12 protein-coding genes are annotated in these 14393 nt (G+C 42.7%); 2 read left to right on the forward strand and 10 right to left on the reverse strand.

Going from position 1 to position 14393, the window contains the following annotated elements; translation table 11 throughout:
* Nucleotides 1-244 precede the first annotated feature (244 nt).
* Nucleotides 245-1591, forward strand: a complete 1347-nt coding sequence (locus WKT03_RS06095) for an MATE family efflux transporter (RefSeq protein WP_340391314.1) — start codon at nt 245-247, stop codon at nt 1589-1591.
* Nucleotides 1592-1714: 123 nt separating this feature from the next.
* Here the strand turns inward: WKT03_RS06095 and WKT03_RS06100 are convergent, their stop codons facing one another.
* On the reverse strand, nt 1715-2998 hold the full coding sequence (locus WKT03_RS06100) for an adenylosuccinate synthase (RefSeq protein WP_021944858.1): 1284 nt from the start codon (nt 2996-2998) through the stop codon (nt 1715-1717).
* Nucleotides 2999-3301: 303 nt separating this feature from the next.
* Here WKT03_RS06100 and WKT03_RS06105 point away from each other — a divergent pair, with 303 nt between their 5' ends.
* Complete coding sequence (locus tag WKT03_RS06105) at nt 3302-4180, forward strand: LysR family transcriptional regulator (RefSeq protein ID WP_340391210.1); 879 nt, start codon at nt 3302-3304, stop codon at nt 4178-4180.
* A gap of 296 nt (nt 4181-4476) precedes the next feature.
* Here WKT03_RS06105 and purB read toward each other — a convergent pair whose 3' ends face one another.
* The 9 genes from purB to thrC form a co-directional block, all read right to left on the reverse strand.
* Complete coding sequence (purB, locus tag WKT03_RS06110) at nt 4477-5928, reverse strand: adenylosuccinate lyase (protein ID WP_118674915.1); 1452 nt, start codon at nt 5926-5928, stop codon at nt 4477-4479.
* A gap of 21 nt (nt 5929-5949) precedes the next feature.
* Nucleotides 5950-7425, reverse strand: coding sequence for an amidophosphoribosyltransferase (gene purF / locus WKT03_RS06115; protein WP_008401375.1), 1476 nt, complete (start codon nt 7423-7425; stop codon nt 5950-5952).
* Nucleotides 7426-7536: 111 nt separating this feature from the next.
* On the reverse strand, nt 7537-8889 hold the full coding sequence (glmM, locus tag WKT03_RS06120; RefSeq protein ID WP_008401374.1) for a phosphoglucosamine mutase: 1353 nt from the start codon (nt 8887-8889) through the stop codon (nt 7537-7539).
* Nucleotides 8890-8923: 34 nt separating this feature from the next.
* Nucleotides 8924-9835: a diacylglycerol/lipid kinase family protein gene (locus WKT03_RS06125; protein ID WP_021944853.1), complete on the reverse strand. Its 912-nt coding sequence runs from the start codon at nt 9833-9835 to the stop codon at nt 8924-8926.
* A 68-nt stretch (nt 9836-9903) separates the two neighbouring features.
* On the reverse strand, nt 9904-10584 hold the full coding sequence (gene queC, locus WKT03_RS06130; protein WP_021944852.1) for a 7-cyano-7-deazaguanine synthase QueC: 681 nt from the start codon (nt 10582-10584) through the stop codon (nt 9904-9906).
* Between the two features lie 13 nt (nt 10585-10597).
* Nucleotides 10598-11179: a GTP cyclohydrolase I FolE gene (gene folE, locus WKT03_RS06135; protein WP_008401371.1), complete on the reverse strand. Its 582-nt coding sequence runs from the start codon at nt 11177-11179 to the stop codon at nt 10598-10600.
* A gap of 78 nt (nt 11180-11257) precedes the next feature.
* Nucleotides 11258-11926: a putative 7-carboxy-7-deazaguanine synthase QueE gene (gene queE / locus WKT03_RS06140; protein ID WP_118674917.1), complete on the reverse strand. Its 669-nt coding sequence runs from the start codon at nt 11924-11926 to the stop codon at nt 11258-11260.
* Between the two features lie 97 nt (nt 11927-12023).
* A complete protein-coding gene (queD, locus tag WKT03_RS06145; protein ID WP_118674919.1) occupies nt 12024-12446 on the reverse strand; it encodes a 6-carboxytetrahydropterin synthase QueD in 423 nt (140 codons plus the stop codon).
* Nucleotides 12447-12828: 382 nt separating this feature from the next.
* Nucleotides 12829-14316, reverse strand: coding sequence for a threonine synthase (thrC, locus tag WKT03_RS06150; protein ID WP_118674921.1), 1488 nt, complete (start codon nt 14314-14316; stop codon nt 12829-12831).
* Nucleotides 14317-14393 lie beyond the last annotated feature (77 nt).

Below are 14393 nucleotides of genomic sequence, written 5' to 3' on the forward strand. Positions count from 1 at the left end.
ATTTAATAGAATCATACGACTTGCCAATACAGGGACATTTGAGTCCGCCGGTACTCGATGGCGCATAAGCGGCATCTTAGTACCGCTGCAGGACTCAACGAGCGGAAGCGTTCCCTGTTGGCAATGTCAGTATGATTCGTAAATAAACTGTTCGCAACGACTAAACTAACACAAGGAGGTAAAATCATTGAAAAACTTACTGAAAAAAATTAACGGTTCCAAGGATCTGACTGAAGGCAATCCTATGAAACTGATCTTGAACTTTGGACTGCCATTATTATTTGGGCTTTTATTCCAGCAATTTTATAACATGGTCGATACAATCATCGTTGGTAAATTTCTGGGTGTCGATGCACTTGCAGCCGTCGGCTCAACCGGATCGATCAACTTTATGATACTCGGTTTCTGCATCGGTATCTGCAATGGTTTTGCCATCCCGGTTGCTCAGGCCTTTGGAGCAAAGGACACTGATAATATGAAGAAGTACATTACAAACTGTGTCTGGGCTTCGATCTTCTTCGCTGCCGTTATGACAGTTGCAGTCGGAATTCTTACCAGAAATATTCTGATCTGGATGAAGACACCGGACAGCATCCTGGATCAGGCATTTATCTACATATTTATTATATTTATGGGAATACCTGCAACCTTCCTTTATAATATGGTTTCCGGTATCCTGCGTTCTCTCGGCGACAGTGTAACCCCTGTTGTCTGTCTGATCGCATCCTCCCTGTTAAATATCGTACTGGATATCCTGTTAGTTCGTCCGATGGGTGTCGCCGGTGCTGCTGTTGCAACCGTTGTTGCACAGGCAATCTCCGGTATCGGCTGTCTGATCTATATGTGTAAGAAGCTCGGATATCTTCATTTTACAAAACAGGACTGGGCATTTAGTATGCGCCACTGTCTGACCTTATGCGGTATGGGTGTTCCGATGGGGCTTCAGTACTCGATCACAGCGATCGGCAGTGTTATTCTTCAGGCTGCAGTTAATTCGATGGGTGAATCCGTTATCGCTGCCGTATCCGCCGGAACAAAGATCTCCATGTTCCTCTGCTGTCCGTTTGATGCCATGGGATCGACAATGGCAACCTACGGCGGACAAAATGTCGGTGCTAAGAAAATGGATCGTGTGGATGCCGGCTTAAAGGCATGTATCAAACTCGGTATTGCCTATGCGATTCTTGCATTTGTATTTATCCTGTTATTTGGCAAGAATCTGGCACTGCTCTTCCTGGATGCAGAAGAGACAAAGATCATCAAGCTTGTATATTATTTCCTGCTTGGCAACTCAGGAGCTTACATCCTGCTTGCCCTTGTAAATATCGTCCGGTTTATGATTCAGGGGCTCGGCTATTCCGCCTTTGCCGTTATCGCAGGTATCTGTGAAATGGTTGCCCGTACGATCGCAGGCTTTATCCTGGTACCAAAATTCGGTTATGTCTTTGTAGCACTTGGCAGTCCGCTCGCATGGATATTTGCAGATATCTTCCTGATTCCTGCCTATATCTATGTTGTAAAACGTCTTCGCCGCAAGTTCGGTCAGGAGACCCCGGCGATGCTGAAGCGTTGTCCAAAGAGCCTTGCATAATATATTCTAATACAGATTTTTCTATATAATCAAAAAACCATATCGGCAGCATATATATTTTTTATGTGATTTACCTATTCACCCAAATATATATGCTGTCGGTATGGTTTTTCTTTTTATTTATTATTTATTTCTGTAGATAATATCAGTTCTCTTTGGTCCGTTTGAAACCATAGTGATCGGATATCCGATATGTTTCTCAATGAACTCAATGTAGTTTCTGCAGTTCTCCGGAAGATCTTCGTAGTTCTTGATACCACGGATATCTGTCTTCCATCCCGGCAGAACCTCATATACAGGCTTTGCTTTCTTTAACTTAGCTGTTGTAGGGAAGTCTGTTGTTACTTCACCATCAATATCGTATCCGACACATACAGGAATCTCATCCAGATAACCCAGTACATCAAGTACGGTAAATGCTACATCTGTTGTTCCCTGCATACGGCAGCCATACTTGGAAGCTACACAGTCGAACCATCCCATACGTCTTGGACGTCCGGTTGTTGCACCGTACTCACCGCCATCACCACCACGACGTCTTAACTCATCTGCTTCATCTCCGAAGATCTCGCTGACGAACTCACCGGCACCTACAGCACTTGAATATGCCTTTACTACTGTTACGATCTGCTTAATCTCATATGGAGGAATACCGGCACCGATCGCACCATAAGCAGCCAGTGTAGATGATGATGTAACCATAGGGTAAATACCATGATCCGGATCCTTTAATGTTCCGAGCTGACCTTCTAACAGAATTGTCTTGCCTGCTTTGATCGCTTCATGGAGATATGCGGATACATCACATACATATGGCTCTACGATAGCCTTGTACTCCATCAATGTTTCATATACTTCATCTACTGTAAGAAGTGGCTTCTTATACAGATACTCAAGCAGAACATTCTTGGATGCGATAACTCTGCTGATCTTATCCTTCAATTCTTCCTCTGTGTCAAACAGTTCGCTTACCTGGAAACCGATCTTTGCATATTTGTCTGAATAGAATGGTGCGATACCTGACTTTGTAGATCCGAATGACTTACCGGCCAGTCTCTCCTCCTCGTACTCATCAAACAGAATATGATATGGCATAACCATCTGTGCTCTGTCTGAGATCAGGATCTTTGGCATTGGAACTCCCTTTTCTACGATGCTGTTCAGCTCTTTGAACAGAACCGGGATATTTAATGCTACACCATTTCCGATAACACTTGTTGTATGATCATAGAAACAACCGGACGGAAGTGTATGCAATGCAAATTTACCATAGTCATTTACAATTGTGTGACCTGCATTTGCACCACCCTGAAATCTGACAATAATATCAGATGTTTCCGCCAGCATATCTGTTATTTTACCTTTTCCTTCGTCGCCCCAGTTGGCTCCGACAACCGCTCTTACCATATTTTTATCCTCGCTTTCATGGCATTTTTCCGGAAATATCTTCCGAAATTGAACTCAATTACTTTTACATTATAGCATGTATGTATTATAAGTAAAATCGATATTAATTATATATAGCATAAGTAGTGCTTATATTTATTCTTTACAAATACATTGATTCGGTTTACACTTTCAATATAACAATTAGCATAACTGCATTTCTATATTTGATATCGTGTATACATATACCCAATATATGCATATGCATGGCCTTAATAACGTTTTTACAATTATCTGTAATAAAATTAACCGGGAGCTTCGATTATGAATATTAATTATGAATATTATAAAATCTTCTACTATGTGGCAAAGACAGCGAGTATCTCTGCTGCCGCCAAAGAGCTGTGCGTATCCCAGCCCGCTGTCAGTCAGGCGGTCAAATCTTTAGAACAGGCAATCGGTATCAACCTGTTTATCCGGACGAAAAAAGGTGTATCCCTGACAGGTGCAGGCGAACTTCTCTACAAACATGTAGCCGAAGGATACGAGGCAATCTCCATGGGCGAACAGCAGCTTGCCCGATTGATGCACTTGGAAACCGGCGAGATCCGGATCGGAGCCAGTGATATGACACTCCAGTTCTATCTGCTTCCGCATCTCGAACGCTTCCACCAGCTCTATCCCGGCATCAAGGTACATGTAACAAATGCTCCGACCCCAAGTACGATCGATCACTTATTTGCAAATAACATTGACTTCGGTATCGTTACAACTCCTCTCCCACAGAATCCGAACATGGAGATTCGAAACGCACGGGAGATTGAAGATATCTTTATAGCCGGTCCAAGATTTAACGACCTGAAAGGTAAAGTTCTCGACTATCCGGATCTGCAAAAGCTTCCGATCATCTGTCTGGAAAATGACACCAGCACAAGAGCCTATGTGGATCAGTTTCTTGCAAATGAAGGCGTCACGCTAACCCCTGAATTCGAGCTTGCAACCAGTGATATGATCGCACAGTTTGCAAAGAGGAACCTTGGAATCGGATCGATCGTGGCCGACTTTGCCGGTAACTATATTGACCGTGGTGAGATCTTCCGGTTAAATTTCAAGAAGCACATTCCCAAGCGGAACATGTGCATCATCAGCGACCGCAGACGTGGCATGAGCATCGCCGCTATGAAGTTGATGGAATTGCTGTAGCTTTCCTGTCATCCGATAATTGGTCCTTTAACTGTTAATGAACTTCTGAGCTATATTGATTATAACGCTATAACAAAATATCACATGAATTAATCAGGGATGCATATCCCCTTGTAATGACATTGTGAGGATTTCGTTATGAAGTGCACATTACCAGTAAATGCGAGTGCTTGTTTGAGCCGAAGGCGAGTTAGCACAAGAGCATTTACGAATCAGGTATGTGCACTGAATAGAAACCACAACACGTCATTACAGAGGGATATGCATCCCTAATTGATTCATGTGATATTTAACTTTTATACGTTGATCTCAGCGGTCATGCCAAGTATGTCTTTATTTGCATCAAGTACCGGCTTTACAACCTCTGTGATGAATTCTTCGGTCTGCTCCGGTGCGCGTCCGACAAAGTTCTTTGGCTCAAGGATGGCTTCGATCTCTTCCTTGGTCATGCCAAATGCAGGATCTGCTGCGATCAGATCAACAAGGTTATTTTCCTTGCCCTCTTTCTTTACAGTTGCGCCTGCCTGCATGGAGTATTCACGGATAAGCTCATGCAGCTCCTGACGATTGCCGCCACGTTTTACAGCATCCATCATGATATTCTCAGTTGCCATAAACGGAATCTCCTTCATGAATCTCTGATAGATAACCTTATCATATACAACCAGACCATCTACAACATTCAGATACAGGTCTAAGATACCGTCGATTGCAAGAAATGCTTCCGGAACAGATACACGCTTGTTTGCGGAATCATCCAGTGTTCTCTCAAACCACTGTGTTGCTGCTGTAAATGCAGGATTTAATGCATCAGCCATAACGTAGTTTGATAAAGATGCAATTCTCTCACTTCTCATCGGATTTCTCTTATATGCCATTGCTGATGAACCGATCTGGTTCTTTTCAAATGGCTCCTCGATTTCTTTTAAATGCTGTAACAGACGGATATCATTTGAGAACTTATGTGCACTCTGTGCGATACCGGAAAGTACATTTAACACTCTGGAATCTACCTTACGGGAATAAGTCTGTCCGGATACAGGATAGCATGCTTCAAATCCCATCTTCTCTGCGATCTTCTTATCGATCTGACGAACCTTCTCATGATCTCCGTTAAAGAGCTCTAAGAAGCTTGCCTGTGTTCCTGTTGTTCCCTTACATCCCAGGAGCTTCTGCTGACCGATCATGTAATCCAGATCAGATAGATCCAACATCAGTTCCTGAAGCCATAAGGTTGCACGCTTACCAACAGTTGTTGGCTGTGCAGGCTGGAAATGGGTAAATGCCAGTGTCGGCAGATCTTTATATTCCATAGCGAACTTGGACAGTTCGTTGATCACATTTAATAATTTCTTTCTGACAAGCTTCATAGCCTCTGTCATAACGATAACATCTGTGTTATCACCAACATAGCAGCTTGTTGCTCCCAGATGGATGATGCCGGCAGCCTTTGGACACTGAACGCCGTATGCATATACATGGCTCATAACATCATGACGAACCATCTTCTCACGCTCTTTTGCTACATCATAATTGATGTCCTCTGCATGTACCTTTAACTCATCGATCTGCTCCTGTGAGATAACCGGCTTGCCGTTTTCAGAAAGGCCGAGTTCATACTCCGTTTCTGCAAGGGCGATCCATAATTTTCTCCATGTCTTAAACTTCTTATCCGGAGAGAAAATATACTGCATTTCTTTACTTGCATATCTCTCGCAGAATGGGCTTGTGTATCTGTCTGTACTCATTTTTACCTCTCCTGTATTTCTTTATTTTACTTTTGAATCTTCACCGCGTTTGAAATTCTCATGTTCTCCGCGGATATCTTCCTTTGGTGGCTCCATCGGATATTCCCCTGTAAAGCAGCCGTGGCAGTACTGTCTTCCACCGGAGATCTCTACCAGCCGCTCCTTGCGAAGATAAGCAAGGGAATCGGCGCCGATAATCTTGCAGATCTCATCAACCGAACGGTTATATGCGATCAACTGCTCTCTATCCGGGATATCCGTTCCAAAATAACAAGGATATAAGAACGGAGGCGAACTGATCCTTACATGAACTTCCTTTGCGCCAGCCTCGCGAAGCATTCCTACGATACGGTCTGAGGTTGTACCTCTGACAATGGAATCATCGATCATAATGATACGCTTGCCCTTTACCGCTTCTTTTAATACATTTAACTTCACGCGGACACTGGACTCTCTCTGGCTCTGCTGTGGCTTGATGAATGTTCTGCCGACATAGCCATTCTTGACAAATGCCGTTCCGTATGGAATGCCGGATTCCAGTGAATATCCCTGAGCTGCTGCATTTCCCGATTCCGGAACACCTACAACCATATCTGCATCTACCGGACTATCCTTTGCAAGACATCTTCCCGCGATCAGTCGGGATTCATAGATTCCCATTCCGTCAAATACGGAATCCGGACGGGCAAAATAGATATATTCAAAGATACATCTTGCATGCTTCTCCTGACACATGTCCTTATAGGACTGAATACCATACTCAGGCGAGATCGTTACGACTTCTCCGGGCTCTACATCACGGATAAATTCTGCACCGATCGTATCAAGGGCGCAGCTTTCCGATGCAAGAATATAGGCATTATCACGTTTTCCGATACAGAGCGGGCGGAATCCAAATGGATCTCTGGCTCCAATCAGCTTTCTTGGACTCATTACTACAAGTGAATAAGATCCCTTCACTTTTCTGAGTGCTTTCATAACTGCTTCCTCGGCACTTGCACTGTTCACACGTTCTCTTGCGATATGATAAGCAATAACCTCGGAGTCGATCGTCGTCTGGAAGATCGCACCTGTAAGTGCCAGTTCCTTACGAAGCTCCGGCGCATTGATCAGATTACCGTTGTGTGCAAGACCAAGTGTACCTTTTACATAGTTTAAGACTAATGGCTGAGCATTTTCTATCGTACTCGCGCCGGCAGTTGAATATCTGACATGTCCGACACCGATATTCCCTTTTAATTTCTCAAAGGATTCCGGTGTGTACACCTCGTTTACCAGACCCATGCCCTTCATGGAGCTTACCTTCCCCTTGGGACCTTCCGTGTCTGATACTGCGATACCACAGCTCTCCTGTCCTCGATGCTGCAATGCAAACAATCCATAATAAATGGAGGTTGCAACATCATTGTTGTCAAAATCATACATTCCGAAAACACCACATTCTTCATGCATCTTGTCATCATTCTCAAAATAATGGGATCTTATATTCTCGTTCATGTTTTGCCTCTCGTATTTTATTTTTTAACACACTAAGACTTTATACGTTTTCTGTTTTTCTGTCAATGTTGGAATGTGAAAAATTATTCCGGAAATTAACAGCCATTTTCTCTATATTGCATAACCTTTCTCTTTGATCAGATCTACCATCTGATATACATATTTGTTGCAGAGTTCATCACTCTCTGCTTCTACCATAACACGAATAAGCGGTTCTGTTCCGCTCTGGCGAAGAAGAAGTCTTCCGTCAGAACCAAGCTCCTCTGCGATCTTCTGATTTAATGCCTGCACATCCGGATCATTCATAACCGCATCCTTACTGGATACCTTTACATTTACCAGAAGCTGCGGGAAGATCGTCAGGCTCTTGAAGCACTCTGATAATTTACATTTGCGTTCCAGAATAACTTCCATGATCTTCAAAGACGTCAATACACCATCTCCGGTCGTTGCATATTTGGAGAAAATGATATGTCCGGACTGTTCGCCGCCGATAGAATATCCATGCTCCATCATGGATTCAAATACATATTTGTCACCGACTGCTGTCTTATCATAAGAGATTCCCTTCTTATCCAGTGCTTTATATAAGCCAAGGTTTGACATGATCGTTGTTACGATCGTATTCTTATTCAGTTCTCCACGTTCCTTCATATAACGTCCGCAGACATACAGGATCTTATCTCCGTCTACTAACTCACCCTTATCATCAACACACAGACAACGATCTGCATCACCGTCATAAGCAAATCCTACATCCAGTCCTTTTTCTACTACAAACTTCTGCAGTCCCTCAATATGGGTAGATCCACAATTTGTATTGATATTGGTTCCGTCCGGATCATTATTGATTACATAGGTCTTTGCTCCGAGTGCATCAAATACTGCCTTTGCAACCTGATAGGCTGCACCGTTTGCGCAGTCCAGTCCAACCCGCATATTCTTAAAGGATCGGGTAGGGATCGTCATCAGGTATCCCATGTAACGGTTTCTTCCCATAGAGTAATCAACTGTGCATCCGATATTTTCTTTTGTAGCCAGTGGAATCTCCGGAATCTCTCCATCGATATAACGCTCGATCTCTTCTTCAACCGCAGCCTCTAATTTGTAACCCATGCCATTGATGATCTTGATACCATTGTCATAGTATGGATTATGGCTTGCCGAGATCATGATTCCACAGTCAAAACCATCGGTTCTGACAATATAGGAAACACTCGGTGTCGGTGTTACATGCATCAGATATACATCTGCACCACTTGCCGTTAAGCCTGCAACCAGCGCATATTCAAACATATAACTTGAACGTCTGGTATCCTTACCGATAACCACCTTTGCCTTGCCTTCCGGATTCTTCTTGCCATAATAATAGCCAAGATAACGTCCGACCTTGAAGCTGTGCTGTACAGTAAGATCCTTATTTGCTTCACCTCTGAATCCATCTGTTCCAAAATATTTACCCATAACTGTAAACCTCTTTCTTTCAACTCAGTTTGAACTACTTAACTTCTTCTTTTTCTTCTTCCGGTGATACCAGTAGAGCGATTGCCCGTCTGTGAACCGATATCTCTGATCTGGTATATTCTCCACCATATTCACCATCCAGGGTCCATGCGATCGGCTCTTCGCTCTCGATCACAACACGATTCGTACGGAATGCCACCATATTCGTCTCATTTGTATTTCCAAGGAGCAGCGAATTGATGATTCTCTGGAGATCTGCAAGATTCTGGATCTTACGGATCAGAACCCCTTCAAACAAGCCATCGTCGAATTCAACTCCATGGCTGGTCAGACTCTTATATCCGCCAACCGATACTGAATTCGATATCATACCGAACATGAACTCACCGGTATATGTCTGGTTATTAAATTCAATCTTCAGATTATATGTCGGAACATTTACAAGACTCTTCATACCCTGTAATACATATGCAGCATGTCCTAAAATATTCTTCATATTCTGAGGGGTTGCATAAGATGTATCCGAAAAAATGCCAAACGCCGCAACATAGACAAAATAATTCTTATTCAGTTCTCCGACATCTACCGAAAAAGGTGCGGCCGCGACAAGCTGTTCCGCTGCCTCGATTGCTTCCTTTGGAATCTCAAGGCTTCTGGCATAATCATTTGTCGAGCCACATGGGATATATCCCAGCGGCCGATTCAGTCCACATTCCATAAATCCTGTAACCGTATTACCAAGAGTTCCGTCACCTCCGGCACATACGATCACATCGTACTTCTCTCCTTCTTCTTTTACGACACGGGCAGCATCGCCGACTCCCTGTGTCAGATAAATTCTGACTTCATATTCTTTCTTGCAAAAGACATCTATCACATCTATAAGACAATTCTTCAAAGTTGTTCGTCCCGCTTTGGGATTTACAATAAACAGCATCTTCTTCATATTCATACCTCATTACTGTTTACAGGAACACATTTATCCGATTGCTCTGTTCCCGTCTGACTTATGCTTTATGCATTGTGATTCTTTTTATATTCCATGTAAAGATCATATCCCTTTTTTCTGAGCTTACAGGATGGACAATGGCCGCATCCTTCACCCGGAATACCATTATAACAGGTAAGGGTCATATCTCTAATAACATCGAGTCCGCCGAGTTCATCTGCCAGCTTCCAGGTCTCCATCTTATCGATCCACATCAATGGTGTGATGATATCGAATTCATAGTCCATCGCAAGATTCAGTGTTGTATTCAATGATTTGATGAAAATATCTCTACAGTCAGGATAGCCGGAGAAATCACTCTGGCTGACACCGGTTATAATGTCGCTGACGCCCTTCTGCTTCGCATAAATCGCTACAAATGTCAGGAATACCATATTTCTTCCATCTACAAATGTATTCGGTGTACCGACCTCCGGTGCATTCTCGTCTACTTTCATCTCACTTCTTGTCAATGAATTTGGTGCAAGCTGATTCAACAGACTCATATCCAGAATATGATGCTCTACTCCAAATTTTTCAGCAATCTTCTTTGCACATTCTAATTCTTTTATATGCTTTTGTCCATAGTCAAATGATACTGCGTATACTTTTTTATACTTCTTAAGTGCCCATAACAGACAGGTCGTACTGTCCTGTCCACCACTGAATACAACAACTGCTTCATCTCTGTTCTTCAAATTCTGCATCTTTCATATCCTCCTATCGGTTCATCATCAATACTTTATTCTGTAAATTCACATCATTCTCAAATGCACCACGGAACGTCGTTGTATAAGTCTTCGTTCCCGGCTTCTTAATGCCCCTTGCTGTCATGCAGCTATGATTTGCCTCGATCAGTACGGCTACATCCGGTGAGCCTGCTGCCTTTCCAACCACATATGCGATATCGGATCCGATCCGCTCCTGAAGCTGCAACCGCTTCGCTACCATGTCTGCGATCCGTGCGATTTTGCTGAGTCCTAAGACCCTGCCATGTGGGATGTATGCCACTGACACCTTCATATCATACATCAGTGCCATATGATGTTCGCAGTAGCTAAACACCTCGATATCCTTTACGAATACCATATCACTTGTATGTGCTGCATCTTCCTCTTTGAATGTCTTGCCAAACATCTCAGCAATCTCATCGTTGGTATAATTCATTCCCTCAAATACTTCTTCATACATTCGCGCAACACGGTCCGGTGTCTCTTTTAAGCCTTCCCGGTCAGGGTCATCACCAAGTGCTACAAGGATTCCACGTATATGCTCCTTTATTGCTTCTTTATCAATTGCCATTTCTACTCCATTCTCTTATTACTCTTAATCTATTATCCAAATAATACGTTAATATCGATACCTGCGGTTTCATCCGTTTTACACTCCGCGCATCTCCGGATCCCAGATATACTTATGAAGCTGTAACTGTAATTTTACACCATTCATTTCATTCTCGATCATAAAATCAACGATATCCTCCGGATTGATCTTACCGTATACCGGACTGATATAGACGTTTGATTTGATATCCAATGCCCATTCATGAATAATGTCTCTTGCTGTTTCCAGATCCTTGATCGAGCCGGATACGAACTTTACCGCATCCTTCTTATCAATGTAGTTATAATTTGAAAAGCACATATTACTTTCCATTCCGCTTCCCGGAAGCTTATAATCAAGTGTAAATGCTACCCGGTCTGTCAGTGCTTTAAACTCTGCGATATCCACACTTCCGTTTGTCTCTACTTCTACCTGAAGTTCCTCATCCATCGCCAGCATCAGGAGCAGCTTATCGATATCCTTCTGGATCAATGGTTCTCCACCGGTTAATGTCACGTTTCTGACTCCGGTTCGCTTAATATAGTCATAGATTTCTTCATCCGTCAGTTCTTCGTATGGGGCATCTGCTTCATTTGCCCATTTGGTATCACAGTAACTGCAATTTAAGTTACAGCCTGTAAAACGAATAAATACCGCCAGTTCTCCGGCTTTTACGGATTCACCGTTGATGCTGACAAATCGTTCCGCTACTTTATATTTTGCCATTTTTATTTCCTTCTTACTTTTTGTATATGGTATTCTTCGATGTCATATCTCTGATATGACACCTTTGATCGATTTCATTTATTATCATTTTCTTTTATTATGCTTCCGCATAAGTTGCTGCATTGGTCGGGGTCTCATAAACTGTGGTACGAAGCACCTGATATCCCTTATCTGCCATATATTCATAAAAATACTTTGCCAGATTCTCTGCTGTCGGACGCATCGGAAGCTCGATGATACGGAACTGTTCTTCTGCCAGTGCTTCCATCGTCTTTTCCTTCAATGTACCTTTCTCCATGATCAGGCAATGATCCATCTCTTCTGTTTTCTCTCTGAGATCCTTTTTCAGATCTCCAAAATCTACAACCATGCCTCTGGTCTGTCCGTCCTGCATCAGCTTCTCGCCGCCGACTTCAACTTCAACCGTCCAGCGGTGTCCGTGCAGATTTCTGCATTTACCCTCATAGCCCGCAAGGAAATGCGCGCTGTCAAAACTTGAATTTGTCTTTAAACTGTACATATCTTCCTCTTTCTTTTATTTTCGAATGTTATATTGCACAGTTGTCAGCTTGTACGATGTAATCGCCCGACTTGTTTCGTTTCTATTCGACCTGCACGCCTATTTGTCAGCAGTCGCCCAAACTCACCCATACGGGTTCAAACATGGGCTTGGTGCTGACAGCTAGTGCAGGTCTCATAACGAAACTACACAAATGTCGATGCTTATTACATCGTACAAGCTGACAGCTGTGCAATATAACATTCCTATGTAAAAAACGCGCATATAGGAAAATGCCCTTCATGCGCGTTTTTCCTAGTTTTGTTTAGTGACAGGATGGTATTAATGAACTGTCAGTTATTCTGTTTCTGTATTGCCTGTCATATCTGACCGGCATCTGTTTTTAGATGTTTAAGAACTTCTTTACGACGCTCTCCATTTCTTCTTTGTCACATACTGTGTCGTGAAGAACAGGAGCTGTACGGATGTCCTCGATTGCCTGTGGAACCTTTACACCGGATAACTTGCAGAGCTCATCGACTAATTCAAAGTCACTCTTTGCCGCATAAGCTTCATCGATAGATTCCATAACACTTCTTGTAAACTTGTATGGGCTTGCTGTAGAAGCGATAACCGTAGGAGTCTTATCTCCTGTTTCTTTTACATACTTGTCATATACGGTTGCTGCTACTGCTGTATGTGTATCCATGATATAAGAATCCGACTCATATACTTTCTTGATCGTTGCCGAGGTTTCTGCTTCTGTTGCATAACCGCCCGCAAATTCAGCAAGCTTTGCTTTCATCTCATCTGTGATCGTATATACACCTTCTGTGCTTAACTGCTTCATCAGTGCTGCATTCTTCTCTGCATCATTTCCTGCGATCTTGTAGATCAGTCTCTCTAAGTTGCTTGAGATCAGGATATCCATAGATGGTGATGTTGTTAAGATAAATTCACGATTTCTGTCATAAGTACCTGTTGTAAAGAAATCATATAATACCTTATTGTCATTTGATGCACATACGAACTTCGCGATCGGAAGTCCCATTTCTTTTGCATAATATGCTGCAAGGATATTTCCAAAGTTACCGGTTGGTACAACAACATTGATCTTGTCGCCAGCCTGGATCGTACCGTCCTTAACCAATCTTGTATATGCATATACATAATAAACCATCTGTGGAACCAGACGTCCGATATTGATTGAATTGGCGGATGAGAACTGATATCCTTTCTCGTCCATGTATGAAGCAAGCTTCTCATCTGAGAACATCTTCTTAACACCTGTCTGTGCGTCATCGAAGTTGCCTGTAATTCCTACGACAAATGTGTTTTCACCCTTCTGGGTTACCATCTGCTTCTCCTGGATCGGGCTTACACCATGCTTTGGATAGAATACGATGATCTTTGTTCCCGGTACATCTGCAAATCCTGCAAGTGCTGCCTTTCCTGTATCACCGGAAGTAGCTGTCAGAATAACGATCTCGTTCTTTACATGATTCTTCTTTGCGGATGTTGTAAGCAGATAAGGAAGAATGGATAATGCCATATCCTTAAATGCAATCGTTGAACCGTGGAATAATTCCAGATAATATGCACCTGCTTTATGTACGAGTGGTGCGATCTCCGGTGTATCAAATTTCTTGTCATATGCTGAATTGATACAATGCTTTAACTCTTCTTCTGTAAAATCCGTAAACATCAGCTTCATTACTTCATAAGCAACCTGCTGATAGTTCATCTGCGCCAGATCTGTAAGACTGACATCAAGAGCAGGAATACTGTCAGGAACAAATAATCCTCCTTCATTTGCAAGACCTTTTAAGATTGCTTCTGATGCGGTTGCTGTTTCATTTGCATTTCTTGTACTTCTGTATATCAATTCCATATGGCACTCTCCTTCTATTTTATTTACTCTTTTGACTTATGCAGGCTTTCCTTTTCTGATGCTTTCATCCAGATATA

Source organism: Coprococcus sp. HCN-4056, assembly GCF_037892645.1.
Taxonomy (GTDB): domain Bacteria; phylum Bacillota; class Clostridia; order Lachnospirales; family Lachnospiraceae; genus Coprococcus; species Coprococcus ammoniilyticus.

Coding starts and splice junctions, on each gene's coding strand:
- WKT03_RS06105 (WP_340391210.1), top strand. CDS start 3,302: ATGAATATTAATTATGAATATTATAAAATCTTCTACTATGTGGCAAAG.
- folE (WP_008401371.1), bottom strand. CDS start 11,179: ATGGCAATTGATAAAGAAGCAATAAAGGAGCATATACGTGGAATCCTT.
- queE (WP_118674917.1), bottom strand. CDS start 11,926: ATGGCAAAATATAAAGTAGCGGAACGATTTGTCAGCATCAACGGTGAA.
- WKT03_RS06095 (WP_340391314.1), top strand. CDS start 245: ATGAAACTGATCTTGAACTTTGGACTGCCATTATTATTTGGGCTTTTA.
- WKT03_RS06125 (WP_021944853.1), bottom strand. CDS start 9,835: ATGAAGAAGATGCTGTTTATTGTAAATCCCAAAGCGGGACGAACAACT.
- purB (WP_118674915.1), bottom strand. CDS start 5,928: ATGAGTACAGACAGATACACAAGCCCATTCTGCGAGAGATATGCAAGT.
- glmM (WP_008401374.1), bottom strand. CDS start 8,889: ATGGGTAAATATTTTGGAACAGATGGATTCAGAGGTGAAGCAAATAAG.
- thrC (WP_118674921.1), bottom strand. CDS start 14,316: ATGGAATTGATATACAGAAGTACAAGAAATGCAAATGAAACAGCAACC.
- queD (WP_118674919.1), bottom strand. CDS start 12,446: ATGTACAGTTTAAAGACAAATTCAAGTTTTGACAGCGCGCATTTCCTT.
- WKT03_RS06100 (WP_021944858.1), bottom strand. CDS start 2,998: ATGGTAAGAGCGGTTGTCGGAGCCAACTGGGGCGACGAAGGAAAAGGT.
- queC (WP_021944852.1), bottom strand. CDS start 10,584: ATGCAGAATTTGAAGAACAGAGATGAAGCAGTTGTTGTATTCAGTGGT.
- purF (WP_008401375.1), bottom strand. CDS start 7,425: ATGAACGAGAATATAAGATCCCATTATTTTGAGAATGATGACAAGATG.